Below are 25038 nucleotides of genomic sequence, written 5' to 3'. Positions count from 1 at the left end.
CGGCACACCGGTACACCAGCACGTCGTACGAGCACAGCGCAGGGAGCGGAAGCGGCAGTGAGCGGCCAGAGAACAGAGCCATCGGACCCGTACTTCCCGGCCAACGGCGACTCCCGTTACCGAGTGCACCGGTACGAGCTCGCTCTGGATTACCGTCCCGGCCCCAACCGGCTCGCCGGGACGGCCCGGATCAGCGCGATCGCCGGGCGGGCGCCGCTCGCCGAGTTCCACCTGAACCTGGCCGAGTTCAAAATAGGCCGGATCCTGGTGAACGGCCGCGCCCCGCACTACACCCACCGCGCCGGCAAACTGCGGGTCCGCCCGGCCAAGCCGCTGCCCGGCGGCTCCGCCTTCACCGTGGAGGTGCACTGGGCGGGCAACCCCAAGCCCGTGCGCAGCCCGTGGGGCGGCCTCGGCTGGGAGGAGCTGACCGACGGAGCGCTGGTCGCCAGCCAGCCCGTCGGCGCGCCGTCCTGGTACCCGTGCAACGACCGGCCCGCCGACAAGGCCACCTACCAGATCTCGGTCAACACGCCGTCCGCCTACACGGTCGTGGCCGGCGGCCGACTGCTCACCCGTACGACGAAGGCCAGCACGACGACCTGGGTCTACGAGCAGGCCGCGCCGACCTCCAGCTACCTGGTCGGCCTGTCCATCGGCATGTACCAGACGGTGCTCCTCGGTGACCCGGGGCTCGGAGGCGTCCCGCAGAGTGCCCACGTACCGGCGCACCTGCTGCCGCGGTTCTCCCGTGACTTCGCCCGGCAGCCCGCCATGATGCGGCTGTTCGAGGAGCTCTTCGGTCCCTACCCCTTCAGCGAGTACGCGGTGGTCGTCGCCGACGAGGAGCTGGACGTCCCCGTGGAGGCGCAGGGCCTGTCCACGTTCGGTGCCAACCACGTCGACGGTGTCCGGGGTTCGGAACGCCTCATCGCCCACGAACTCGCGCACCAGTGGTTCGGCAACAGCGTGACCATCGCCGACTGGCGGCACATCTGGCTGAACGAGGGCTTCGCGAAGTACGCCGAATGGCTCTGGTCGGAACGCTCCGGCGGCCGCACCGCGCACGAGCTCGCGGCCAACGCGCATCGGCTGCTGGCCTTGCAGCCGCAGGACCTGCGACTGGCCGACCCGGGCCGCAAGCTGATGTTCGACGACCGCCTCTACCAGCGCGGCGGGCTCGCGGTGCACGCGATCCGCTGCGCGCTGGGCGACAGCGCCTTCTTCCGCATGCTGCGCGACTGGCCCACGGTCCACCGCCACGCCGTCGTGTCCACCACCGGCTTCACCCACCACGTGGCCCGTTACGCGGCCGAGCCGCTGGACGACCTGTTCACGGCCTGGCTGCACGAGCCGGCGCTCCCGCCGCTGCCGGTGCCGTCACCGGGGACGGGGCCGTCGATACCGGCGAGGCCCGGATACCCGCCGACGAACGGTAGGCCCAAGGGCCGGGGCAAGGCCTCGACGTAGGGGGCGCCGCCCTGGAATGTCCAACGGCTGCCGCGTGCCGATGGCCGCGTCTTCCTGGTGACCGGCGGCAACGCCGGCATCGGGTACTTCGTCGCGGAGCAATTGTCGGGAACCGGAGCCCCCGTCGTGCTCGGCAGCCGGAATCCCGCCAAGGCGGAGGTCGCCACGGCCTCCACCCGTGCGCGCGTTGCCCGTGCGCGCGTTGCCGGTGCGCGGGTGCGGGCCGTACGGCTGGACCTCGCCGACCTCTCGTCGCTGGAAACAGCGGTGGGATCACTGGAGGTGGAGCGCCTTGACGCGGTGGTCCACCATGCCGGCGTCGCGCTCGACGCCCCGCCGGGCAGAGAGACCGAGGACGGTCACGAGCTCATGTTCGGCACGAACCACCTCGGACACTTCGCCCTGACCCAGTGGCTGATGCCGCTGCTGTCGGCCGCGCCGGCGGCCCGCGTCGTGACCATGGGCACCTTCGCGGCGAAGTCGGAGCGGCTCGAGCCGAACGACCTGCAGTCCCGGAAGGACTACCGGCCCAAGCGCGCCTACGGACGCTCCAAGTTGGCACAGATGTACTTCGGCATCGAACTCGACCGCCGCCTGCGCGCCGCCGGCCGTACGGTCACGAGCGTGGTGGTCCATCCCGGCGGCGCGCTGGGCTCCCTCACCCCGTCACGGCCGCCGGTCCACATGCGAACCACCGGCGCCCGGCTGAGCGCGGCACCTGCGGCCCTCCTCCTCCAGGGCAAGCACGCCGACGCCCGGCCCGCAGTCCGAGCGGTGCTCGACCCGGCCGTGCGTGGAGGCCAGCTGTGGGGACCGCGCGTCTTCGGCCTGCGCGGCGAGCCCCGGCAGGAACCCGTATGGAACCACCTCGCCGACGCCTCCGTCGCGGCGTCGCTGTGGGAGGCAAGCTGCGACCTGACCGGCGCCGACCTCCCCGTACAGCCTTTGGCACGCGCGCCGGCGGACAAGGGTGCTCAGGTCGGCCCAACTCCGGCCCCTCGCGTCCGGCCACCCTCTGGGCGACCTGGGCCGTCTAGCTCTGCCGCGTCCAGCGCTGTGACGCTTCCCCGCCGCAGGACTTGGTGACCAGGCCACTGCTCATGCCCAGGTCGAGGCAGCCCCCGTTGTAGTCGTTGCGGAGGCTGCCGCCCGACCCGGTGCGCCACAGGCGGGCGGTGTCCTGGGCGCAGTCGCCGACGAAGACCGCCTGGCCGAGCATGTTGGCGTACAGGCAGCTGCCGCTCTGCTGGTTGACCAGCTTGAAGCTGCCGTCCGGCCTGCTCTGCACCGTCCACCGGGCGGTCGCGTCCGCGCAGTCGCCGAAGTCCGAGGACCCGAAGACCCAGCATCACGTTGGACGGCTTGAGGTCCCGGTGCACCATGTCCAGCGCGTGCACCGCCGTCAGCCCTGCCGCGGCCTCCCGCAGCAGCAGCCACAGCGCGTGTGCGGGCAGCGGGCCGCCGTGCAGGGCGACGGCCTCCCGCAGGGTGAGTCCGGGGATGTAGGCGGTGGCGAACCACGGGGGAGCGGCGGTGCGGTCGCTGTCCAGCAGCGGCGCGGTGGCGTCCGCGGGCAGCCGGGCGAGGTTGTCCAGCTCGTGTCCGAATCGGCGCAGGAAGTCCTGGTCCTCGCCGACGACGGAGGACAGCAGTTGCTTGACAGCGACGTACCGGCCCTCGCGGATCCCGAGGTACACCCGCCCCATGCCGCCGGCGCCGAGCCGGCCCGCCAGCGCAATCGACCCGATCCGGCGCGGATCCCCCGCCTCCAGCGGCTCGGCTCCGCTCCCCGTCAGCTGTAACACGTCAGCCAGCCCCGCTCGAATTAGAAACAGTTTCCAGAAATCTAGCCCGATGATCCCGGGACGGCAACGCGGGTGTCCGAAGGCTGAGTTGATCCCGGTTCCGGCCCGGCGGAGCCCCGCCTTCGCTACCGTGGAAACCACGCGCCGCCCGCCGCGGGCGCGCAGGGCGTAAGGGGGAACCGATGACACGTTCCGGGGAGATCGGCCTGGCGGACGCGGTCGCCGCGATACGCGAGGAGCTGCGGGCCGCGACCGCCGACGGGGCAGGTGAGGAACTCCAGTTCACCGTGGGTCCCGTGGAGCTGGAATTCACGGTGGTGCTGCGCACCGACGCCACGGTGAAGTCCGGATTCCGGGCCTGGGTCGTGTCCGCGGACGCCGAGGCGGGCCTCGGGCGCGAACGTACCCAGCGCATCGCCCTGACCCTCACTCCCCGCCTGGCCGACGGCCGGGACGTCTCCGTCCGCGGTGCCTGGGAGCGGCCCGCCGCCCCCGGTACCCACTGACCGGGCCCGCATGATCCGCTCCCGACTGGTCGGCGTCATCGGCGCCGGCGGGCCCGGCACGGGGTGTCTCGTCGGGCCGGGCCTGGTGCTCACCTCCGCCCACGTCGTCGCCGAGCAGGGCGCCCGGGTCCGGCTGTTCCGGCCGCTGCCCGGCGACGACCACACCGGCGAGGTGGTGTGGTGCGGTACGCCTCAGGGCAGGGACGATGCGGCCCTGGTGCGCGTCATCGGGCCCGGCTGGTCCGGCCGGGAAGCCGGGCCGGTGCGCTGGGGCTGCTTCGTCACCGACCGGCCGCAACAGCGGGTCGAGGTCTGGGGCCTGCCGAACGTGGTCCAGCGCGACGGCCGGGACATCGAGGTGTACCAGCTGACGTGCGAGGTCAACCCGGGCAGCGGATCCGTCAACGGCCGTCACTACTGCGGCGTCACCCAGCACCCGCCCACCTGGACCGACCGCAGGGGCTCGCCCTGGGGCGGTCTCTCGGGCGGCCCCGTCTTCTGCGGGGACCTGCTCGTCGGGGTGGTCGCCGAGGACGCCGCGGGCTTCGCACACGGCGCCGTACTGGCGGTGCCCGCCGCCGAACTGCACCGTGACCCGGGCTTCTGCGACGCGCTGAAGGCGGCCGGTGCGTACGCCCCGCCGGAAGGCGCGGAGCTCGGCGCCCTGGCAGACCTCGACCGGCGGCCGTCGAAAGCGCCACCGGCCTCCCCGGCGGGGCTGTTGCGTCCCGAACAGAGCGTCGTGCCCTTCTACGGCCGCGGCGACCTCCTCGCCCGGCTCGGGCAGTGGTGCGCCGCCGAAGGGTTCGGCGGGCTGCTGCTCCACGGTGCGGGCGGCCAGGGGAAGACCCGGCTGGCGGGACGCCTCGCCGCGGACCTGGCCGGGACGCCGGTCGTCGGCACGGACGGGCGGTCCGTGCCGTGGCAGGTGTGGTGGCCCGACCCCCATGCGGAGCCCCAGGACCTCGCGGTCGTCCGGGATGTGGCCGCACCGCTGCTGGTCGTGCTGGACTACGCCGAGACCCGCCCGGCGCAGGCGGAAGCGCTGCTGCGCGCCGCCGCGCGGCATCCGCGCGAGCACCGCCTCAAGATACTGCTGATGGCCCGGGCCGACGGGGACTGGTGGACGGCGCTGCGCACCTGTTCGAGCCGTTCCGAGGAGCTCCTCGCCGATGAGGACAAGATCGCCCTGGAGGAGCTCCAGACCGGTCCCGCCGACCGGCGCGGCGCCTACCGGCACGCTCTGACGGCGCTCGCCACCGCGCTGGCAGCGCCGGGTGGACAGATCGCGCACGCCCCTGCGGCCCCGCCGGACTGGGCCGCCCTCGCGCAGTCCCTGCCCACGCCCCCACTGGACCAGGACGGCCACGGCAACGCCCTCACCCTGCACATGACGGCCCTCGTCGATCTGCTGGACGCCGCTTCCACCCCGGACGGACCCGGAGGGTCGGGGGAGTCACGGCGCAACGACGTGGAACGGGTGGAGGACCGGCTCCTCGCCCACGAGGACGGCTACTGGCGGGGCAGCGCGCGGACCCGGCCGGACCTGCACGGACACCTGAGCCGGCGCACGCTGGAGGAATCGCTGGCGGCGTCATTCCTGGTCGGCAGGGTGAACCGGGAGCAGGCCGATGCCGTTCTGCGGCGGCTGCCCTCCCTGGACGGCGAGAGCGGCGGCCGTCGCGCCGGCGTGCGCACCTGGATCTCCGAGCTCTATCCGCCCACCATGGGCGCCGCGTGGGGCAGCCTGCAGCCCGACCGGCTCACGGAGCGGTTCGTCGGCCGGCGGCTGAGCGACGAGCCGGCCCTCGCCCACCACCTCGCCGCGGGCGCCGCACCCGCACAGGCCGCGCACCTGCTCGACCTCTACACCAGGGCGGCCGCCCATCCCGTCTTCCGCGGCGGGCTCGACGCCCCACTGCGGGACCTGTGCCTCGCCCACCCGGACGTGCTGGCCCCGCACGCCGTCGCACTCGCCACGCGCACCGCCGCGCCGGGACCGCTGTTGTCGGCCCTCGACACGATGGTCAGGGCTCCGTACCTGTCCCCGGACCTGCTCCAGCGCCTTGCCGCCGGCCTGCCGCCCTACAGCGAGCGGCTGGCCTCCTGGGCCGTCCTCCTCGGCCGGCGCATCGTCGCCCACGACCGGGCCCGCCCACCGCACGACCCCGCACGCCTGCCCCGCCTGGCGGAGCACCTGCGTCAGCTGGCCCTGCGCCTGGATGAAACGGGTGAACGGGAGAAGGGACTGGAGGCCGCCTTCGAGGCCGTCGACATCTGGGAGAGGCTGGAGGCCGCCCACCCGGGGCAGTGGCTGCCCCGGCTCGCGGTCGGCCTGGCCACCCTCAGCGGTCGGCTGGCCGACCACGGCCTGGTCGACGAGTCCCTGACCACGATCCGCAGGTCCGTCGCGCTCCGGCGCCACCTGGTGTCGCTCGACCGGGAGACACATCTGCGGGATCTCGCGAGCGGACTGCTCAACCTCGCCGTACGACTGGACGACCTGGGCCGACTGCCCGAGTCGCTCGAAGCGAGCCGCGAAACGGCCGACCTGTACGGAGAGCTGTACGAACTGCGGGGGGCCGAGCACCTGGCCGCCCACGCCCACGCCCTCCACACCCTCGCGATCGCACTGCGCCGCACCGGACACGTGGAGGAGGCGCACGAGAAGATCACGGAGGCGGTACGGCTACGCCGGGAACTGGCGGCCGACTCGCCCGACACCCACCTGCGTGACCTTGCCATGAGCCTGACGACCCTGGCCAACGTGCAGGAGCAGCTGGAGCACCTGGAGGCCGCGGTGGCCTCGGCCGGGCAAGCCGTGGACGTGAGCCGGGCCCTCGTACGCGGGCGCCCCGGGAGCCACCGGAGCTCCCTCGTCGCGGCCCTGCTCGGTCTCGGCAACAGGCTGCACGCGCTCGGCCGCCACGCCGAGGCGCTGACGGTGAGCGAGGAGGCGGCCGACGTCGCTCGCGCCGCCGCGGCCGAGCGCCCGGAGACGGGCCGGATCATGCTCGCCCACACCCTGAAGAACCTGAGCGCCGATCTCGCCACGGCCGAGCAGCACGACAGAGCGCTGGACGCCGTCGTCGAGGCCGTCGGTGCCGTCCGGGAGGCCGCCCGCACGAACCCCGGGGCGGCGCGCGCCGAACTCCCGAGCGTGCTGAGGCAATGGCTGAGGCTCCTCGTGACGGCCGGCCGCACCGCGGAGGCGCAGGCGCCGTCCGGCGAGGCCGTGGCCCTGCTGACCGCGCTGGCCGACGCGGAACCGGACCGCTACCTGCCCGACCTCACCGCGGCCCTCCTGGAGCACAGCGAGGTGCTCAGGGCCCTGGACCGTACCGAGGAGTCGCTGGACGCGGCCGAGTCCGCGGTGGGCCTGCTGCGACGTCTCGGCACGGTTCCCGACGGGCTCGACCCGCTGCGCACCGCCCTCCTGATCGACCGGTACGCCATGCAGCGCTTCGCCCAGGGGCGAGGGGGCGCCGCACTGCGCGGGGTGGACACGGCCCTGCGGATCCACCGGGCGGCCGATGCCCCGAACCTGACACTGACCGCCGCCGTCCTGCACCACCGTGCCGTCATCCTGGCCCTGCTCCAACGCGGTGACGAGGCCGACCGGGCCCTCGCCGAGGCGATCCGGATCCGGCGCACCCTCGTGAGCGAGGACCCCGGCAGGCACGGACTGGACCTGCTCGAAGCACTGGGGACGCAGGTCTGGATCCTGGCCGAGCTCGGGCGCACGGCCGAGGCGACGTCCGTCCTCGCCGAAGCCCTGGAGGTGCTGCGCGGTCCGCTGAGGGCCCTGCCGGGCGCTCCGGCCGACTCCTGGGTCATGCCCCTCTTCCGCATCGCCGTGGCCAGTGCCCAACTGGGCCCCGCCGGCCCCTACCGGGAGCGGGCCGCGGAGGCCACGGCCCGTCTGGACCGCTGCCTGCGGAGGCCGGACTCCGGGTCGGATCTGGCGCGCGCGTTCGCTCTGCTGAGCCGGCTCGGACCCCCCACCGGCCCCCGCTGACCGCACCCGTCGTCGCCGGCCCGGGCGGTGCGGTCGGTGAGCGGGAATGTGCAAGGGGTGAGAATCGTGACAACCATTACATTCATCCCAAAATCGAGCGCCCAGCGAGGATCATTATTTCCCGTAATTGTCGTATATGGCTGCCGTTGCGGCCCGCGTCGCCCGGGAGACCGGCCGACGCCACGGGAGAGATATGGGACGCGTGCGCAGCTGGGTCGGCAACCGACGGATCGCTCTGCCTGTGGTGGCCGGAGGGGCCGTCGTTCTGGGCCTGGGCGGCCTCTACGGGACCGCGTTCGCGGTCGGTGGTGACATCGCCCAGGGCACGCGGGTCCTGGGCGTGGACGTCGGTGGCATGAGCCGTGCCGAGGCCCACCGGGCCCTGACCCGGGAGCTCGGGCCCACCGCGGCCGCGCCGATCGCCGTGAAGGTAGGCGACCGCGTGGAGAAGGCCGATCCCGCCGCGCTCGGGCTCTCCCTCGACACCGACGCGACCCTCGACAGCGCCGTACGGACCGGGTACGGCCCGGTCAACGTCATCGGCAGCCTCTTCACCTCGGCCGACCGCGACGTCGCCCCCGTGATCCGGATGAACGAGCAGACCGCCCGGGCCGCGGTCGACCGCCTCAACAAGTCCACCGAGCAGCAGGTCCGCGACGGGGTGATCACCTTCGAGAAGGGCACGGCGAAGGCCGTCGCCCCGCTCCCCGGCGTCTCCCTCGTCGAGGACAAGGCCCTCGACACCCTCCGTGCCGCCTATCTGCGGCCCGCCGCCGGCCCCGTCGTACTGCCGGTGACGCGCACCGAGCCGCGGGTCGGTGCCGAGGAGACCGGACGGGCCATGCGCCGGTTCGCCGAGCCCGCGATGTCCGGGCCGGTCAAACTCACGGTCGCCGGGAAGCACCTTTCCATAACCCCCGCGGTCCTCGGCGAGCACCTGAAGATGCGCGCCGACGGACAGGGCCGCCTCGTGCCCGCGCTCGACTCCAAGGGCCTGCTCGCCGACCCCGCCGTGGCCCGGCCGATCGACGAGGTCACCCACCCGCCGCGCGATGCCGCGCCCCGCCTCGGTGCAGATGGCCGCGTCGTGCTCGCCGACCTGGGCCGTGACGGACGACAGGTCACCCAGGAGGCGCTCGGCCGGGCCGTGCTGCCCCTGCTGACCCGCACCGGCGCGGCCCGCAGCGGCGAGGTCGCCACCGTGGCCGTCGAACCGGACTTCAGCAGTGCGGAAGCACGACGCCTCGGCATCAAGGAGAAGGTTTCCTCCTTCACCGTCGACTTTCCGGCCGCCCCCTACCGCACGACCAACATCGGCCGCGCCGTGGAGCTCATCAACGGCTCCGTCGTCATGCCGGGGGAGGAGTGGAGCTTCAACCGCACGGTCGGTGAGCGCACCCCCGAGAACGGCTTCGTCGACGGCATCATGATCAATGACGGCCAGTACGTGAAATCGCCCGGCGGCGGTGTCTCGGCGGTCGCCACGACCATGTACAACGCCATGTTCTTCGCGGGCGTCAAGCCCGTCGAGCACGGAGCCCACTCCTTCTACATCGAGCGCTACCCCGAGGGCCGGGAGGCGACCGTCGCCTGGGGCACTCTCGACCTGCGCTGGATCAACGACTCCGGCCACCCCCTGTACATCCAGGCACAGTCCACCGACACCTCGCTGACGATCTCCCTCCTCGGAACGAAGAAGTACGACGAGATACGCGCGACCAAGGGGCCGCGCACCAATGTCACCCCGCCCGCCAAGCGCACCGGCAGCGGCGAGACGTGCGAGGTCCAGACCCCGCTGGAGGGCTTCGACGTCACCGTCGGCCGTGTCTTCGTCCAAGGGGGCAAGGAAGTCCGGCACGAGGACTTCAAGACCCACTACACGCCGCGCGACGAGGTCACCTGCACCCCCGAGGGGACTCCGGAGGGCACCCCGGAGGCGACCGCGGGCGCCACCCCCGGCGCCACACCGCAGCCCCCGCAGAACCCGTCCGGTGCCCCCGTGAACGGCGTCCGGACCGCGGCCGAGCGCCACGCCGACTGACGCAACCGGCGGACCGGGTGTGACAATCCGGGCGCGTATCGTGCACGCCGGGCGCCATGGGCGCCCGGAAGTGCTACAACTGGGTTCGTGACCATTCCTCGCCACCCGTGCCGGGCACGTCGGTGCGGTCACTGCTAGGCAACCGGAAGAAGAGCGTCGCCGGACAGGTATTCGTCCTCCAGGTGGCGATCGTGGTGTTGCTCGCGGCCGGGGCCCTACTGGCCCTGGTCCTCCAGTCGAAGCACGACACCGAGCGCGAGGCGCGCAACAGGTCGGTGTCCGTGGCCCAGACCTTCGCCCACTCCCTGGGCCTCCAGGACACCCTGAAGACGTCCGACCCGTCCGCGGTCCTCCAGCCCCTCGCCGAGACCACGCGCAAGGCCGCCGGGGTGGACTTCGTCGTGGTGATGGACACCAAGGGCATCCGGTACAGCCATCCCCAGCCGGACCGCATCGGGAAACGGTTCGTCGGCACGATCGAACCCTCGCTGAACGGCCAGGTCCACACCGAGAGCGTCGACGGCCCGCTCGGCAAGGAGATCCAGGCGGTCGTGCCGGTCACGGCGCCCGACGGCAAGGTCGTCGGCCTCGTGTCGGCGGGCCTCACGGTCAAGAACGTCACCGGCGTCGTCGACCGCCAGCTCCCGGTCATCCTCCTCGCCATCGCCACCGGCCTGGCCCTGGCCACCGTGGGCACGGCACTGATCAGCCGGCGCCTGCGCCGCCAGACCCACGGGCTCGGCACGCAGGAGATGACCCGCATGTACGAGCACCACGACGCGGTGCTCCACGCCGTCCGCGAGGGGGTGGTGATCACCGACGGCGACGGGCGGCTACTGCTGGCCAACGACGAGGCGAAACGCCTGCTCGGACTGCCCGAGGACGCCGACGGACGCCTCATCGCGGACGTACCCGGCCTGGACCGCCGGATGGCGGACCTGCTGCTCTCCGGCCGGGAGGCCACCGACGAGGTCCTGGAGAGCGGCGACCGGCTGCTCGTCGTCAACCAGCGGCCCACCCACCCCGGAGGCCGCCCCGAAGGCGCCGCCGTCACCATCCGCGACTCCACCGAGATGCAGGTCCTGACCACCCGGGCGGAGACGGCCCGCAGGCGCCTCAAACTGCTCTACGACGCGGGCGGCGACATCGGCACCAGCCTCGACGTGGTGCGCACGGCCGAGGAACTCGCCGCCGTGGCCGTCCCCCGGTTCGCGGACTTCGTCACCGTCGACCTGGCCGACCAGGTCATCGACGGCGAGGAGCCCCGAGCCGGGTCCGACATGCGGCGCACCGCGGTCAGCGGCATCCGCTCCGACCACCCCCTCTACCCCGTCGGACGGCTGATCGACTTCCTGCCGTCCACCCCCCAGGCCCGCGGCTACGGCACAGGCCGGGCCGAGCTCGTACCCGTCCTGGCCGACGCACCGGGCTGGGAGGCCCAGGACCCGCCGCGTGCCCGCGCCATCGTCGAGTACGGGATCCACTCGCTCATCGCGGCCCCGCTGATGGCCCGGGGCGTCGTACTCGGCGTGGTCAACTTCTGGCGCTCGGAGAAGCAGGAGCCCTTCGACGAGGACGAGCTGTCACTGGCCGAGGAACTCGTCGCCCGCGCGGCCGTCAGCATGGACAACGCCCGCCGCTACACCCGGGAACACGCCCTCGCCGTGACCCTCCAGCGCAGTCTGCTGCCGCGCGCCCTGCCCGAGCAGAGCGCCATGGACGTGGCGCACTTCTACCTGCCCGCCCAGTCCGGGGTCGGCGGCGACTGGTTCGACGTGATCCCGCTGGCGGGCTGCCGCGTCGCCCTGGTCGTCGGGGACGTCGTCGGGCACGGCCTGCACGCCGCCGCCACCATGGGGCGGCTCCGTACGGCCGTGCACAACTTCTCCTCCCTCGACCTGCCGCCCGACGAGATCCTGGCCCGCCTGGACGACCTCGTACAGCGCATCGACCACGACGGGGAGGGCGACGACGTGAACGGCGGCGTACTGGGCGCCACCTGCCTGTACGCGATCTACGACCCGGTGTCCCAGCGCTGCACCATGGCCCGGGCCGGCCACCTGCCCCCGCTGGTCGTCGCCCCCGACGGCACCACCGAGATCGTGGAGCTGCCGGCCGGACCCCCGCTCGGGCTGGGCGGCATGCCCTTCGAGACCGCGGAGCTGGACCTCGCGGAAGGCAGCCAGCTCGTCCTCTACACGGACGGGCTGATCGAGGAGCGGACCCGGGACATCAGCGAGGGACTGGAACTGCTGCGTGTGGCGCTCAGCCACCCGGACCGGGACCCGCACGAGAGCTGCCGGGCCGTACTCGACATGCTGCTGCCGCCCCGCCCCACCGACGACGTGGCCCTGCTCATCGCCCGGACCCGGACGCTCGGCCCGGACCGGGTCGCCCAATGGGACGTACCGTTCCGGCCGAGCGCGGTCGGCGCCATGCGCAACGCCGCGGCCAAGAAGCTCGACGAGTGGGGCCTGAGCGACCTCGGTTTCGCCACGGAACTGATCCTCAGCGAGCTGGTCACCAACGCACTGCGGCACGGCAAGGCGCCCGTCCGGGTACGCCTGCTCCATGACCACAACCTGACCTGCGAGGTGTGGGACGCCAGCAGCACCGCCCCCCACCTGCGCTACGCCGCCACCACGGACGAGGGCGGACGGGGCCTGTTCCTGGTCGCGCAGCTCAGCGAGCACTGGGGCACCCGCTACACACCCGAGGGCAAGGTCATCTGGGCGGAACTGGCGCTGCCCGGGGGCACCGGCGACACCGAGGCCGCCTTCGCGGCCTTCCTGGACGTGGACCCCATCTGACCCGACCGCGGCGCGGGGTCAGAGGCCGGACCGCAGGGCCTTGAGCGCCGTCTCCAGGGCCTGCTCCGCGGTGACCGCGATGTCGGGTACGACGCCGGTCCCCTCCCAGTTGCCCCCGGTGACGGTGTTGATCGACCGGGCCACGGGCACGGTCACGAGCACGTGCTCGGCGACCGCGTACCGGGCCGTCGGATGGGCGCCGCCCCGGGTCGTCTCACCCACCACCACGGCCCGCCCCTGCGCCTGCAGGGTGTACGACACGTCCTCGCCGCCGGAGAAGGTGACCGCGCTGGTGAGGATGTGTACGGGCCGGTCCGTGTAGCGCGGCGCGGGCAGGTGCGCGGTCGTCCAGTACTGGCGGGTGGTGTCCGAGGTCCGGTCGTAGATGTCGTTGAGGTGTATCTGGTCGTCGGGGAAGAAGTAGCTGCACCACAGGGCGGCCCCCTCCGGCGCCCCGCCGAAGCAGCCGCGCAGGTCCAGCACGAGGGCGGCGCTGTGGGCGACCAGCTGCATCGCGGCGCCGATCGCGCTCGCGCCCTCCATGGCGCTCGCGATGCGCGTGATCTCGATCAGCCCGACGTTGCCCTCCAGCCGCTCGACGCGCCGGATCCCCTGGTTCTCGGCCCGCAGCAGTGCCAGGAACGCGGCCTGCCCGCCGTCCTCGTCCACCGGCTCCAGCGACTGCGGCTCGTCCGTCCACAGCAGGCGCAGGTGCTTGTCCGGGCAGACCTCCTGGAGGTGCGCCGTCACCGCCGCGCAGAGCGCCGGCCCGTCCAGGCCTTCATAGGCACCCGCGGTGAGACGGCTACGGATCGCGGCCTCGATGGCGGCGACCTTCTCGGGGAAGACGTAACCCGCACCGATCCGGTCCAGGGCACTCTCGATGATCTTTTCAGTGGTAGGCACGAGGCGTCATGCTAGAGCGCCGACTCCTCGGTGAACAATGGTTTCCGCGGCACGGGCCAGGGCTGTGCGCCACCCCCGAACGAGCGTCTCGGACACGCTCGTTACGATCGTGCGGTGCACCTGGAACCCCGTCCCTGGACCCCGTATCCGAAGATCCCCGCCAACACCCGGCTGGGGGAGGCCCGCGGGCGGAACTGGGTGGCCCACGAGAAGATCCACGGCGCCAACTTCGCCGTCGTGTGCGACGCGTCGGGCGCGCACCCCGCCAAGCGGCGCGAACTGCTCGCGGACGGCGGCCTGGACGACTTCTTCGGCGTCGGCCGGATCTGGTCCGCCCTGGCCGTCGCCGCGACCCGCTGCGCGCGGACCCTGCGCGAGGACACCGGAGCCTCGGCCTCCGCGATCGTCACCGTCTACGGCGAACTCGCGGGCGGCCGGTACCCCCACCCCGACGTGCCCGCCACGCCCGGGACCGAGCCCGTCCAGACCGGCGTCTGGTACGCGCCCGACCTGCTCTGGCTGCCCTTCGACGCGACCGTCGCCGACGACGACGGCCTGCGCTGGGTCGGCGACCGGACCCTGCGCGCGGCGGCGGCCGCGGCCGGGCTGCTCTGCGTCCCGCTGCTGGCCGAAGGCCCGCTCGCGCGCCTCCAGGAGCTGCCGGTGGTCTTCCCCACCCGGCTGCCCGGGCTGCTGGGCCTGCCCGCGCTGCCCGACAACCTCGCCGAGGGCCTCGTCGTCAAGCCCGCGGGGGAATCCCGTGACCCCGGGCGGCCCATGGCCAAGTTCAAGCAGCCGGCCTTCGCGGAGGACGAGCGGTTCGACGGCTCGCGCCCCTACGAGGCCCCCGCCGAAGGCGCGGCCGGAGTCCCCGGCTGGCTGCTCGCCCACGGCACCGGCCTGCTCACCCCGGCCCGGGCCGCATCGGCGGTCAGCAAGCTGGGGCCCCGTACCCCGCAGGGAGAGCTGGCCGCCGAGATTGCCCGCGACGCCACCGAGGAGGTCGCACAGGCGCTGGGCGGCCTCGACGAGGCGACGTACCGCGCGCTGGAGGTATCCCTGCACGCCGGAGCCCTCGCCCTGGCCCGCTTCGACGCGGCCGACCGCCGGGCCTGACCCGCTGTGCATACTGCTGCCATGAAGTCCCGGCCCGCCGCGCGCATCCACCTGATGATCAGCTTCGTGCTGGTGACGTGCGGTGCGGTCGCCGGCGCCTGCCTCGGCGTGCTGCTGTCCGGCCGGCTGATGGCCGTGGTCCTCGGGGGTGCGGCCGCTCTCGGCGCGGGGCTGGGATCGTTCCTCTCCCGTCGGCAGGTCCTCGCGCTCTTCGAGCCCGACCGGGAGGTCGTCCCGGCCGACGGATACGCCGAGGGGCTCGCCGATGCCGCGCTCGTCTGCATCGCGACCTATCAGGCGGCCGTCTTCCCCCTCACCCCCGAGGGGGTGAGCGAGGCCGAACGGGAGGCCCGCCGGAAGATGGCCTACCGGATCTCCGCCTACGAGGGCCTGCCGTACCCGGTACGGACCTCGGCGGCCGCCGCTCTCGAAGCCATCGACCACGGCGCGGACGCCCAACGGGCGGAAACCGCGATGAGGGCGCTCTGCCTCACCGTCTACGACAACCGCCGGGGCCGGTAGCCGGACCGTCGATCCGGTCGGTTCACCTCATTGTGTGATCGGCTGGTCGGCAACGGTTGGGCCTCGGTCCGGCCCTCGGCAGTGGCCTGATGCGGATCATGGCGTTGTCCGGTTATGGAATCTGACGGGATGCTGTTCGCTCGGGCACCGCTCGACGGTGTCGTCTGGCTCGACACACTGGTCCACGATCCGGCCTGCGGGTCGTGCCCGCGTCGGCGGGAGCCGGAAGAGGAATCGGACGAGGAGGACGACGCCGACGGGATCCCGGTGCTGTCGGGCCGGGCCCGGAACTGGATGGTGGCCGCGTCCGCGGTCACCGTCGTCTCGGCCTTGCTCACCGTCGTGGCGAACTGACCGCCCCCGGCCGGGGCCCCTCACCCGTTCGGGTGCAGGGCGAGCGTCCAGGTCCGGAAGGTGTGCTCGTCGGCCGTGCCGAGCCGGTCGGGGTGCCGTTCGGTGAGCGTCACGGTGAGTTCGTCGCCGGAGAGGTGGAGCGCGCCGTGGAAGCGCCAGGCTTCCTCGGGGTCGACGGGCAACAGCTCGGCGAGGACCGTGCCCTCCAGCCGGCGGCCCACGGCACGCAGCACACCGGCGTCGAGAACCAGGATCGTGCCGTCCGCCAGCACCAGCGGCGACGGGGTCTGCGGATCGGTGAGCAACGGTCCTCGGTCGACGGCGCCGCCGGGCAGCAGCCGGACCACCCGGCTGCCGGTGGGCAGCGTGCGGTCGGTCTCGACGACGCGGATGCCGGTCCCGACGACGTAGTGGCCGTAGCTGCGCCAGGAGTCGTACAGGGTGCCGTCGCGGTCGTACGCCCACGTGTCGAAGGCGTCGTAGCCCGCGAGACCCAGTACGAACCGGCCGCCGCCGAGGGCCGCGCCGCGCTCGCCGCGCAGTTCGGTGATCAGGCTGCCGTCCGCCAGGTCGAGCAGCAGGGCCGGGCCGAGGTTGCCCCAGGGCGTGTACGCGAGGGAGTCCGTGGTGACCAGGACGCGGCCGCCGGATATGTGCGCGGCGTTGGGGCGGCCGGAACAGGGTGAGGTCCAGCGGGTGCGGCCGGAGTCGTCGACGCAGCTGATCTTCCCGGTGGTGCCGTGGATCCGCAGATCCTGCCGCCGGGCGAGCGGCCGGCCCGCGGGACGGGCCGGCCCGTGCGGCGGCGGACCGGACCGCTGCTCGTGTTCCCGCACGGTGACGCGCCAGGCGTCGGCACGGCCGCTGTCCTCGGATCTCCCCATGGACCGAGATGGTAGGGCGTGACGAGGGCGTGGCGGCCCCGACCGTGTTCGAGTCGGCAACACGCCGTCACCAAGCTGTGAAGCTTCTGCGGGACGCTGGTGCTCACCAGCTCGGCCCAGCCCGGCGCGTTCCGCGCCACTCCCCAGGGGGACCACCATCATGAGCACTGCACTCAAGGCCGCCATCGCCCTCGCCGCCGTATCCGCACTGGCCCTGACGGCCTGTGGGCCCACCGAGGACGGCGCGGCGGGTCCCACCGCGAGCGGGTCCGCATCCGCATCCGCGTCCGGGAGCCCGAGCGCGAGCACGAGCGCGTCGGCGAGCCCCTCGAAGTCCGCTTCGGCCAAGCCGTCGAAGTCCGCGTCCCCGTCCAAGTCGCCGACGCCCGGTTCGACCGACCCCGACTACGACGTCTTCCCGTGCAGCACCTTCGACGTGACGTTCACCGCGACCCTGGCCGAGCCCACGACGAGCAGCTACCTGCTGAAGATCACCAACAAGGGCACCAAGGCGTGCAGGGCGCTGGGACACCCGGTCGTCACCTTCGGCGATCTGGACGGTCAGGCCACCGAGCGCGGTGCGGCCCCCGGCATCGAGGACGCGATCAGGCTGGAGCCGGGCCAGTCCGCCTACGCCGGGCTCATGGGCGGCGCCAAGGACGGCAAGGGCAAGACCGTCAACTCCATCGCACTGACCATGAACACCGAGTCCGACCTGAAGCAGACCCCGCTCAAGGCCTCGACCCCCGGCCTGTACGTCTCGCCCGACAAGAACTCCGTGACCGCCTGGATGAACAACGCGGAGGACGCCCTGAGCCTCTAGCGCTGTGACCGGAAAGGTCCACCGGGTCGCGACGCCCGGCACGGCACCTCGCCGCGTTGTCGGACCACAGAAGTACGTCCAGTACGGCCCGCGGCCCTCCGCCTTGCGATGCACCGCACCGGACGCCGTGACCCGGCAAACCTTTCCGGTCACAGCACTAGCCATGTCCTGGCTTTCATCCGGTCGGCGGAGCAGCGGAGGCCACCCGCGCCCCGCCGGGTCAGGCTGTGGACAAGGACCGTCACCACCGCACAGACGAGGACCGAGCCCATGTCCCACAGCCGACGTATCAGCATCACCGTGGGCACAGCAGCACTGCTGCTGACCGCCAGCGCCTGCTCGGGCCTGGGCCGGACCACCGTCGGCATGCTGAGCTTCCGCGGACACGACTCGCCGGTCGAGGTGAGCTACTCCAACACGCTCGTCGTCGGCTGCCACAGGATCGCCATCCCGGAGGGAGCCACGCACGTCGAGAACAACACGCTCGTCGACGTGGTTCTGTACCGGACACCCGACTGCCAGAAGACCGACAAGGCCGACGGGATCTACGTGGCGACCACCCTCAGCAACGTGACCGCCCCGGTGAGCCTGCCCTGGCGCAGCTTCAGCGTCGTCCACTGACCGCTTGCGGGCGGGCGGCGACTGTCCCATAGTCCGAGGTATGGACGAGCGCGAGGCGGCGCTCCGACAGGCGCACGGCCACGCCGTCCGCTGGCTGGCCAGCCTGTCCGACCGCCCGGTTCCCGCCCGCGCCGCGGTCGACGAGATCGTGAGCGCGCTCGGCGCCGAGCTGCCCGACGCGCCGAGCACGCCCGCCGATGTCGTCGACCTGCTGGCCACGGCCTGTGAGCCGGGGCTCACCGCGTTCCCCAGCGGCCGGTTCTACGGATTCGTGGTCGGCGGCACCGAACCGGCCGCACTCGCCGTGGACTGGCTGGTCAGTGCCTGGGACCAGAACTGCGTGATGCGCGCGGTGTCACCCGCGTACACGGCTGCGGAGGAGATCGCCGGCGCCTGGCTGCTCGACCTGCTCGGTCTGCCGCCCGACAGCGCCGTCGGCTTCACCACCGGCGCCACCATGGCCAACTTCACCTGCCTCACCGCCGCGCGCGACGCGGTCCTGCGGCGGGCCGGCTGGAACATCGCCCACGACGGACTCGCCGGCGGGCCGCCCGTACGCGTCATCGCGGGCCAGGACCGCCACATGGCCATCGACCTGGCCCTGCGCTACCTCGGTCTCGGCCGGCCCGAACTCGTGCGGGCGGACGAGCAGGGGCGCATCGACCCCGAGGCCCTGCGCCGCACCCTCGCGACCACCGGCGCCGATCGCGGCCCCACGATCGTGGTCCTCCAGGCCGGCGACATCCACTCCGGCGCCTTCGACCCCTTCACCGAGTCGATCCGGGCGGCTCGCGAGGCCGGCGCCTGGGTACACGTGGACGGCGCGTTCGGCCTGTGGGCCGCCGCCTCCCCCGCCCACGCCCACCTCACCGAGGGCTGCGCACAGGCTGACTCCTGGGCCACCGACGCCCACAAGACCCTGAACGTCCCCTACGACTGCGGCCTCGCCATCGTCCGCGACCCCTCCGCGCTCCGGTCCGCGATGGGCCTGCGCGGCGAGTACCTCATCCAGCACGAACACGGCGACCCGGTCGACAAGGTCCCCGAACTCTCCCGCCGCGGAAGGGCCTTCACCGTATGGGCCGCCCTCAGATCCCTCGGCCGCTCGGGCGTGGCCGAGCTCGTCGACCGGTTGTGCCGCCATGCCCGTACCTTCGGCACCGGCATCCGCGCCATCGACGGCGCGAGCGTCCTCAACGACATGGTGTTCACCCAGGTCTGCGCCGAGTTCGGCGACGACGAACGCACGGACCGGGTACTGGCCCGGCTCCTCGCCGAGGGCACGGCATGGATCAGCGGCTCCACCTGGCACGGCCGCCGCGTCATGCGCATCTCGGTGAGCAACTGGTCGACGACCGACGAGGACGTCTCCCGCACCCTGTCCGCGATCCGCCGCGCCTCCTCCTGACGGAAGCCGCCGCCGGGCCGGCCGGGCGGGGGCACGACCGTTCGGCGCGCCATCGGCTCAGCGCGTGAGGGTCACGGGCGTCGGACCGTCGGGGCGGACCGTGATGCTGTACGCCGCCCGGGTGGGGACGGCCCGGAAGGCCGGGACGTGGGCGGGCAGCAGGAGTTCGAGGAGGGCGACCGACTCGCGCAGGGCGAACTGCTGGCCGAGGCAGGCGCGGGGCCCGATCCCGAACGGAAGGTAGGTCCCGGGCCGGGTCGGACGACCGCCGGGAGCGGTGAAGCGCCGGGGGTCGAAGCGTTCGGGGTCCGGCCACAGTTCGGGATCGCGGTGGGTGAGGTAGGGGCAGACCAGCAGATCCGTACCCGCCTCGACGCGGTAGCCCGCCAGCACGTCGGCCTCGGCCGCGTGCCGGGGCAGGATCCAGGCGGACGGGTAGAGCCGGAGCGTCTCGCTGACCAGCGCCTGGAGCGCCTCACGCCGTTGCGGTGAGCCCTCGCCCCCCGCCGCGAGGGCGGCCTCGCGCGCCGCGGGGTGGCGATCGAGCAGCAGATACAGCCAGGTCAACGTCGTTGCGGTGGTCTCGTGGCCGGCGACCAGCAGGGTGACGAGCTCGTCGCGCAGCAACCGGTCGGTGTACTCGGGGCGTTCGGCGGAGGCGTCGACCAGCACCTGCAGCAGCCCCGGCCCGTCGGGGCCGGGCGCTCCGTCCCGGGCGGCGGCCACCGCCCGCCGGGCGACCTCGTCGATCCTGGCCAGGTCGTCGGCGACGGCGTCCCGGGCGTCGACACGGTCGGCGGGCAGGCTCGGCAACGCGGCCACCACGGTGGCCACGGCGGTCAGTTCGTGGGCGGTGGCGTCGTCGAGCGGATGCCCGGTCAGGGCCCGCCAGATGGTGTCCAGCGCGAAACGGCGCATCTCCTCACCCAGGTCGAAGGTCCGCCCGCTGCGCGCGTGGCCGGCCCACCGCCCGGCCGTGGTCCGCGCCGCCCCGGTGATCCGCTGCTCGTACCGGCGCATCCCCTTCCCGGTGAACTGCGACTGCAGCAGCTTCCGTTGGCGCTTCCAGGCCTCGCCGGTCGCGGCGAGCACCCCGTCGCCGATGAGCAGGCGGGCGCGGTGGGAGCGCTTGACGTACCGGTCGGGGTGCAGGGCCAGTACGTGCTGCACGGCCTCGGGCCCGGTGACCAGCACGGTCGGCTGCGGCCCGAGGCGGAACCCGGCGACACCGCCGAGCCGCTCCCGTACCTGCGCCAACAGGTCGACCAGGTCACCCTGATGGGTGCGCCACCGCTCCACGCACGCGGCGTCGGCCTCCGGGAGCGGTCGCCCCGCTCCGGACCGCTGCGGGGCCATCGGCTGCGGGGCGATCGGCCTGCTACTGGCGTCGGTGGCCACGGCTGACTCCTGTCCGGCTGTCGGGGCGCTGCCCGGGGGCGCATCGGCATCACGGACTGTACGGGCCCGGGCGTGCGGAGTGACAGTGCAGGAAGGCCGATGGCCCGATTCACACGGGTGGCCGGTCGGCGCGTCCGCCGATGCGGGCCGCGAGGAGGGCGATGTCGTCGTCGGCCGAGGCGGGGACGAGGTGGGCGATGAGGGAGTCGCAGAGGTGGTCGAGCGATTGCTGGGGTCCGGAGAGCAGGCCGGTGAGCTCGCCCAGCCGTTCGTCGATATCGCGGCTGCGAGCCTCGATCAGGCCGTCGGTGTAGAGGACGAGGAGGCTGCCGGGCGGCAGGGAGATGTCGGTGGTGGTGAAGGAGATCCCGCCGACACCCAGCGGGACGCCCGGCGGGGTGTTCACGAGGTAGACGGTGCCGTCGGGTTGGACCACGGCCGGGGGCGGGTGTCCGGCGCGGGTGACCGTGCAGTGGCCGGTGGCGGGGTCGCAGACCACGTACAGGAAGGTCGCGAGCATCGGGTCGGACAGGTCGGCCAGGGTGGCTTCGAGCTGGTGGAGCAGGGCGGTGGGCGGCATGTCGAGCCGGCCGAGCGCGCGGACGGTCGCGGACAGGCGTCCCATGACGGCGGCGGCCGCGATGCCGTGGCCCATGACGTCGCCGATGATCAGGGCGGCCCTGCCGCCGCTCAGATGAAGGACGTCGTACCAGTCACCGCCCACCTCGTTGACGTCACTGGCCGGCAGATAGCGGTGGGCGATCTCGATACCGGGCGGTGGGGTGATGTGCTGGGGGAGCATGCTGCGCTGGAGGACCACCGCGGTCTCGTGCTCGTGGTGGTAGAGGCGCGCGTTGTCGATGCTGATGGCGGCGCGGGCCGCGAGTTCGCCGGCCAGGGTGACGTCGTCGGACCCGAACGGCCCGACGGGCCCAATGCGGTAGAAGGTGGCGACGCCGAGCACCATGTCGCGGGCGATGAGCGGGATCATCATGAACGAGTGCACGCCGATCCGCAGGAGCTGGGCGGGCCTGGGGGAGTGGCGGGAGGCCGGGCCGACGGCCTCGTCGTCGAGGTGGGCGATCAGGAACGGCTGGCGGGCCGAGAGGGCCTGGGTGTAGGGGGCGTTCGACGGGAAGACGAGGGTTCTGCCCAGGGGCGCCAGGACCTGCGTGACGGCGGACCCGGTCAACGGCGCCTTGCCCAGACGGCGCAGGGCGACGCCCCCGGCCAGTCCCGTGCCCGGCTCGATGCCGCGGGCCAGGGAGTCGAGCACGTCGACGGTGACGGCGCCGGCGAGGTGCGGGACGGCGAGGTCGGCGAGCTCCTGTGCCGTGCGCTCCAGATCGAGACTGGCGCCGATACGGGAGCTCGCCTCGCTGAGCAGGGCCAGCCTGCGGCGGCCCGCTTCGGCCTCGGTGTGGTCGCGCTGCTGCGCGGTGATGTCGAGGAGTGAGGCGATCACGCCGATCGGCCGGCCACCGGGATCCTCCACGCGCACGTACGAGCACGACCACACGTGATCGTGCTCCGGATCGGCCGGGGTCCGGCCGGTACGGCGCCGGTCGAGGACCGGCTCGCCGGTGTCCAGGACGAGGCGCATCGCCGCCTCCATCTCACCGGCGTTCACCTCGGGCAGCACCTCGGCCAGCCGCCGCCCCACATGGGCGGATTCCGCCAGGCCGTTCATCGCTTCGAGGGCCGGGTTGACCTGGAGGAAACGCAACTGCGTGTCGAGGACCCCGATCCCGACCGGCGAGCGGGCGAACAACCCGTCCCAGACGGCCGAGGAACCCCTGATCCGGCGGGCCGCGTGGGCGTCGGCCGCGAAGACCAGGACCGCCGACGCACCCTGGCGGCGGTCGGGGACCGGGCAGGCCCAGATCTCCAGCTCCAGCGGGTGGCCCTCGCGGTGCCAGGCGGTGACCGTCCCCATGACCCCGCGGCCGGTGGCGGCCGTCTCCCACAACGACCGGCCCAGGCTGCGGTCGGCTCCCGGGTGCAGGAGGTCGGAGATGTGCCGCCCCAGCACCTGCGGCGGGGTGTAGCCGAGGAGCTGCTGGGCGCCGTGGTTCCAGCGCACCACCATCCCGTCGCTGCTGGTCGCCACCAGTGCGACCGGCAGGGCGCCCAGCCACCCTCCGGCGTCCTGGGCGGCGCTGCTGATCAGCTCCTCGAGTGGGGTGTCCTCATGCATGCTGCTGCACCCGCTCCTCCGGGACGGCCCCGGCCCCCGGCCGCGGCGACCCAGCGGGAGCGGTGTGCACCGTCGCCGCTCCCGTACCGCAGCCGCGCCGCGGTCGGCCCCTGCGGCCGCTCACCCGGTGCGGCCCGTGGCCGTGCGTCGTCGACACCTCTCATCGTCGCCCGGTCGGCCCCGTACCGCCCGCCGGCCGTGCCGCCCCGGCCGCCGTAGGGGCTTCGGCGCAGCGGAGGCGGTCGGCGGTCACGGGGGCGCCGTCGGCCACGTTGCGGTCATAGGTGACGGTGTCGACCTGCACGGGCCGGGTACCGACGGCGACCTCGACGACCGATTCGAGGTCCGGATCCACCTGCAGGCGGGAGCCGGGCAGTGCGGCCGCGACGGTCGCCGCGTTCTCCTCCTGGCCGGTGGCGTACCGGACGACCGGGGGCCCGGACGGGCGCACCGCGGGTGCGGTCTGCGAGGTGTCGGTGACCGCGAACCCGTTGCCGCGCAGGGCGGCGGCGACGTCGGCGTCGTCCACGCGGACCGTGATCCGGGCCGGGTCGGTCGGGGCCGGATGCTGTGCGACGGGCTGGATGCGGGTGTCGCCCGTGATCGGGCGGTCCGCGCCCAGCGCGTCCCACAACGCGGCGGAGCGGGCTTCGTCCCACACCAGGGTGGAACCCACACCGGGCACGCGGTGGTCGAAGAGCCGGATCGGGACGGTCGCGAACTCCGTCCGGTCCGCCCGGAGGTGACCGAGTGCCCAGCCGATGCGGACCAGGTCGTCCAGTCCGGTCCGCGCGTCGGTGCGTACGGTCTTCAGCAGGGTCCGCACGGTCCGCGCCGTGCTGATGGGTCCGTTGAGGGAGCCCTCCGCGGTGAGGCGGTCCAGCAGATCGTTGACCACGCGCTGCTGGCGGCGGACCCGGCCGAGGTCGCCCGGCCGGAGGTTGACGTGCCGGGCCCGGACGTAGCGCAGTGCTCCGTTCCCGTCGGCGAGGTGGCGGCCGGCGCCGATGTCGAGTCCGGAGTTATCGTCCTTGAGCGGCCTGTCCGTGCACACGGTGGCGCCGCCGAGGTTGTTCACCGTCTGCTCGAAGCCCGTGAAACCGGTCTCCAGGTAGTGGTCGATGTGCAGGCCGGTGGCCTTCTCGACGGTGGCCACGGTGAGCGGGCCGCCGCCGATCGCGTACGCACCGTTGATCTTGCCGCTGCGGGCGGGGGCGGTGGTGCCCGCGTACTCGACGTAGGAGTCGCGCGGGATGGAGACGATGCTCGCGCGCCGCCGGTTCTGGGACAGGTGGACGAGCATCATCACGTCGGTGCAGTTGCACCCCTTGCCGCCCACGTGCAGGCGCCGCTTCTCGGCAGCGGAGAGCCCGGCACGACTGTCGATGCCGACGACCAGGATGTTGGTGCCCCGGCCACCGCCTCCGCCGTCGGCGCCCGCCGGTGCGCTCGCGGCAGAGACGGCCTGCGAGCCCACGAAGGAACCGCAGGAGAGGGCGGTCAGCAGGGTCAGAGCGACAGCCGTACGACGCAAGGCACATCCCCAAAATAGAACGAACCGAATGAAATGGGGAATGTACTGGTCCTACGAGTCATATGAGCGGGTAGCCGGGCCGTACGCGCCGGGATTCCTCCCCGCAGGGGGCGGGCTTGGTACATCTGCCCGCCGTCGCGGCGTACAGGGTGCCGCCCGCTCAGCGCTCGGACAGCTCCGAGGGAGCCTCCTGGACGACCCAGCTGTTGCCGTCCGGGTCGTCGAAGGTGAGGAAGGAGTTCCAGGTATCGCCCTTCCCCTCCTCCCAGCCCTTCTCGCCGATGTGCCGGACGGGGGACGCGTCCACGCCCCGGGCGACCAGCTCCTCGCGGGCCGCTTCGATGTCCGTGACGCACAGCTGAAGGCCGTGCAGGGTGCCGGGCGCCATCGTCCGGCCGCCGGGTGCCCCGGGCATTCCCTGGAGCATGGCGATGGAGCACCGGGAACCGGGCGGGGTCATCTGGATGATGCGCACACCGGGCGAGACCTCGTCGTCGAGGTCGATGCCGAAGCCGACCTGGTCGGCGTAGAAGCTCTTCGCGCGGTCCATGTCGGTGACGGGGACGGGGACGACTTCGAGCGTCCAGTTCATGGGTGTCTCCTCGGAGCATCAGCGGGCCGTGCA

19 protein-coding genes and 1 pseudogene are annotated in these 25038 nt (G+C 73.1%); 12 read left to right on the top strand and 8 right to left on the bottom strand.

Annotation, left to right across the window (positions count from 1 at the left end; genetic code table 11):
• The first annotated feature begins 57 nt into the window (after positions 1-57).
• Positions 58-1470 (top strand): M1 family metallopeptidase, encoded by a 1413-nt coding sequence (locus OG373_RS01785; RefSeq protein WP_405435333.1) that lies wholly within the window; start codon positions 58-60, stop codon positions 1468-1470.
• A 57-nt stretch (positions 1471-1527) separates the two neighbouring features.
• The gene (locus tag OG373_RS01780; RefSeq protein WP_405435332.1) at positions 1528-2556 is read left to right on the top strand and encodes an SDR family NAD(P)-dependent oxidoreductase; all 1029 of its coding nucleotides are present in this window, start codon (positions 1528-1530) and stop codon (positions 2554-2556) included.
• Here the strand turns inward: OG373_RS01780 and OG373_RS01775 are convergent.
• A complete protein-coding gene (locus tag OG373_RS01775) occupies positions 2504-2758 on the bottom strand; it encodes a ricin-type beta-trefoil lectin domain protein (protein WP_405435331.1) in 255 nt (84 codons plus the stop codon). The two genes, OG373_RS01780 and OG373_RS01775, sit on opposite strands and share 53 nt — an antisense overlap.
• Before the next feature lie 39 nt (positions 2759-2797).
• Positions 2798-3275 (bottom strand): annotated as a pseudogene (locus tag OG373_RS01770) (protein kinase domain-containing protein); the annotation flags it as partial.
• 182 nt (positions 3276-3457) lie between these two features.
• On the opposite strand from OG373_RS01770, the gene OG373_RS01765 reads away from it, so the two are divergent.
• The 4 genes from OG373_RS01765 to OG373_RS01750 all read left to right on the top strand — a co-directional run bounded on the left by OG373_RS01765 (position 3458) and on the right by OG373_RS01750 (position 12650).
• Entirely contained in the window at positions 3458-3781 is a 324-nt protein-coding gene (locus OG373_RS01765; RefSeq protein WP_405435330.1) for a trypco2 family protein, read from the top strand.
• Between the two features lie 10 nt (positions 3782-3791).
• On the top strand, positions 3792-7799 hold the full coding sequence (locus tag OG373_RS01760; RefSeq protein WP_405435329.1) for a trypsin-like peptidase domain-containing protein: 4008 nt from the start codon (positions 3792-3794) through the stop codon (positions 7797-7799).
• 193 nt (positions 7800-7992) lie between these two features.
• Positions 7993-9840, top strand: a complete 1848-nt coding sequence (locus OG373_RS01755; RefSeq protein ID WP_405435328.1) for a VanW family protein — start codon at positions 7993-7995, stop codon at positions 9838-9840.
• Positions 9841-10022: 182 nt separating this feature from the next.
• Entirely contained in the window at positions 10023-12650 is a 2628-nt protein-coding gene (locus OG373_RS01750) for a SpoIIE family protein phosphatase (RefSeq protein WP_405443901.1), read from the top strand.
• 18 nt (positions 12651-12668) lie between these two features.
• Here OG373_RS01750 and OG373_RS01745 read toward each other — a convergent pair whose 3' ends face one another.
• Positions 12669-13556, bottom strand: a complete 888-nt coding sequence (locus OG373_RS01745; protein ID WP_405435327.1) for a S41 family peptidase — start codon at positions 13554-13556, stop codon at positions 12669-12671.
• Positions 13557-13670: 114 nt separating this feature from the next.
• Here OG373_RS01745 and OG373_RS01740 point away from each other — a divergent pair, with 114 nt between their 5' ends.
• From OG373_RS01740 to OG373_RS01730, 3 genes are all read left to right on the top strand, one after another.
• Positions 13671-14672 (top strand): RNA ligase family protein, encoded by a 1002-nt coding sequence (locus OG373_RS01740; protein WP_405435326.1) that lies wholly within the window; start codon positions 13671-13673, stop codon positions 14670-14672.
• Positions 14673-14693: 21 nt separating this feature from the next.
• On the top strand, positions 14694-15194 hold the full coding sequence (locus tag OG373_RS01735; protein WP_405435325.1) for a hypothetical protein: 501 nt from the start codon (positions 14694-14696) through the stop codon (positions 15192-15194).
• A gap of 129 nt (positions 15195-15323) precedes the next feature.
• Complete coding sequence (locus tag OG373_RS01730) at positions 15324-15548, top strand: hypothetical protein (protein WP_397730239.1); 225 nt, start codon at positions 15324-15326, stop codon at positions 15546-15548.
• A 20-nt stretch (positions 15549-15568) separates the two neighbouring features.
• Here OG373_RS01730 and OG373_RS01725 read toward each other — a convergent pair whose 3' ends face one another.
• Complete coding sequence (locus tag OG373_RS01725; RefSeq protein WP_405435324.1) at positions 15569-16432, bottom strand: hypothetical protein; 864 nt, start codon at positions 16430-16432, stop codon at positions 15569-15571.
• 160 nt (positions 16433-16592) lie between these two features.
• Here OG373_RS01725 and OG373_RS01720 point away from each other — a divergent pair, with 160 nt between their 5' ends.
• The 3 genes from OG373_RS01720 (at position 16593) to OG373_RS01710 (ending at position 19284) form a co-directional block, all read left to right on the top strand.
• A complete protein-coding gene (locus OG373_RS01720) occupies positions 16593-17255 on the top strand; it encodes a DUF4232 domain-containing protein (RefSeq protein ID WP_405435323.1) in 663 nt (220 codons plus the stop codon).
• Positions 17256-17525: 270 nt separating this feature from the next.
• Entirely contained in the window at positions 17526-17876 is a 351-nt protein-coding gene (locus tag OG373_RS01715; RefSeq protein ID WP_405435322.1) for a hypothetical protein, read from the top strand.
• A 40-nt stretch (positions 17877-17916) separates the two neighbouring features.
• The gene (locus tag OG373_RS01710; protein ID WP_405435321.1) at positions 17917-19284 is read left to right on the top strand and encodes a pyridoxal phosphate-dependent decarboxylase family protein; all 1368 of its coding nucleotides are present in this window, start codon (positions 17917-17919) and stop codon (positions 19282-19284) included.
• Between the two features lie 57 nt (positions 19285-19341).
• On the opposite strand, the gene OG373_RS01705 is transcribed toward OG373_RS01710, so the two are convergent.
• The 4 genes from OG373_RS01705 to OG373_RS01690 all read right to left on the bottom strand — a co-directional run bounded on the left by OG373_RS01705 (position 19342) and on the right by OG373_RS01690 (position 25005).
• The gene (locus OG373_RS01705) at positions 19342-20640 is read right to left on the bottom strand and encodes a cytochrome P450 (RefSeq protein ID WP_405443900.1); all 1299 of its coding nucleotides are present in this window, start codon (positions 20638-20640) and stop codon (positions 19342-19344) included.
• Positions 20641-20791: 151 nt separating this feature from the next.
• Positions 20792-22879: a SpoIIE family protein phosphatase gene (locus OG373_RS01700; protein WP_405435320.1), complete on the bottom strand. Its 2088-nt coding sequence runs from the start codon at positions 22877-22879 to the stop codon at positions 20792-20794.
• Between the two features lie 160 nt (positions 22880-23039).
• On the bottom strand, positions 23040-24413 hold the full coding sequence (locus tag OG373_RS01695) for an LCP family protein (RefSeq protein ID WP_405435319.1): 1374 nt from the start codon (positions 24411-24413) through the stop codon (positions 23040-23042).
• 160 nt (positions 24414-24573) lie between these two features.
• Entirely contained in the window at positions 24574-25005 is a 432-nt protein-coding gene (locus OG373_RS01690) for a VOC family protein (protein ID WP_405435318.1), read from the bottom strand.
• Positions 25006-25038: the final 33 nt, after the last annotated feature.

This window comes from Streptomyces avidinii (genome assembly GCF_045161815.1).
Lineage (GTDB): Bacteria > Actinomycetota > Actinomycetes > Streptomycetales > Streptomycetaceae > Streptomyces > Streptomyces avidinii.
The sequence above is the reverse complement of the archived record's forward strand: the minus strand, read 5'-3'. Positions and strand labels throughout refer to the sequence as shown.

Coding starts and splice junctions, on each gene's coding strand:
- OG373_RS01755 (WP_405435328.1), top strand. CDS start 7,993: ATGGGACGCGTGCGCAGCTGGGTCGGCAACCGACGGATCGCTCTGCCT.
- OG373_RS01760 (WP_405435329.1), top strand. CDS start 3,792: ATGATCCGCTCCCGACTGGTCGGCGTCATCGGCGCCGGCGGGCCCGGC.
- OG373_RS01735 (WP_405435325.1), top strand. CDS start 14,694: ATGAAGTCCCGGCCCGCCGCGCGCATCCACCTGATGATCAGCTTCGTG.
- OG373_RS01765 (WP_405435330.1), top strand. CDS start 3,458: ATGACACGTTCCGGGGAGATCGGCCTGGCGGACGCGGTCGCCGCGATA.
- OG373_RS01725 (WP_405435324.1), bottom strand. CDS start 16,432: ATGGGGAGATCCGAGGACAGCGGCCGTGCCGACGCCTGGCGCGTCACC.
- OG373_RS01700 (WP_405435320.1), bottom strand. CDS start 22,879: ATGCATGAGGACACCCCACTCGAGGAGCTGATCAGCAGCGCCGCCCAG.
- OG373_RS01715 (WP_405435322.1), top strand. CDS start 17,526: ATGTCCCACAGCCGACGTATCAGCATCACCGTGGGCACAGCAGCACTG.
- OG373_RS01720 (WP_405435323.1), top strand. CDS start 16,593: ATGAGCACTGCACTCAAGGCCGCCATCGCCCTCGCCGCCGTATCCGCA.
- OG373_RS01710 (WP_405435321.1), top strand. CDS start 17,917: ATGGACGAGCGCGAGGCGGCGCTCCGACAGGCGCACGGCCACGCCGTC.
- OG373_RS01730 (WP_397730239.1), top strand. CDS start 15,324: ATGCTGTTCGCTCGGGCACCGCTCGACGGTGTCGTCTGGCTCGACACA.
- OG373_RS01690 (WP_405435318.1), bottom strand. CDS start 25,005: ATGAACTGGACGCTCGAAGTCGTCCCCGTCCCCGTCACCGACATGGAC.
- OG373_RS01705 (WP_405443900.1), bottom strand. CDS start 20,640: ATGGCCCCGCAGCGGTCCGGAGCGGGGCGACCGCTCCCGGAGGCCGAC.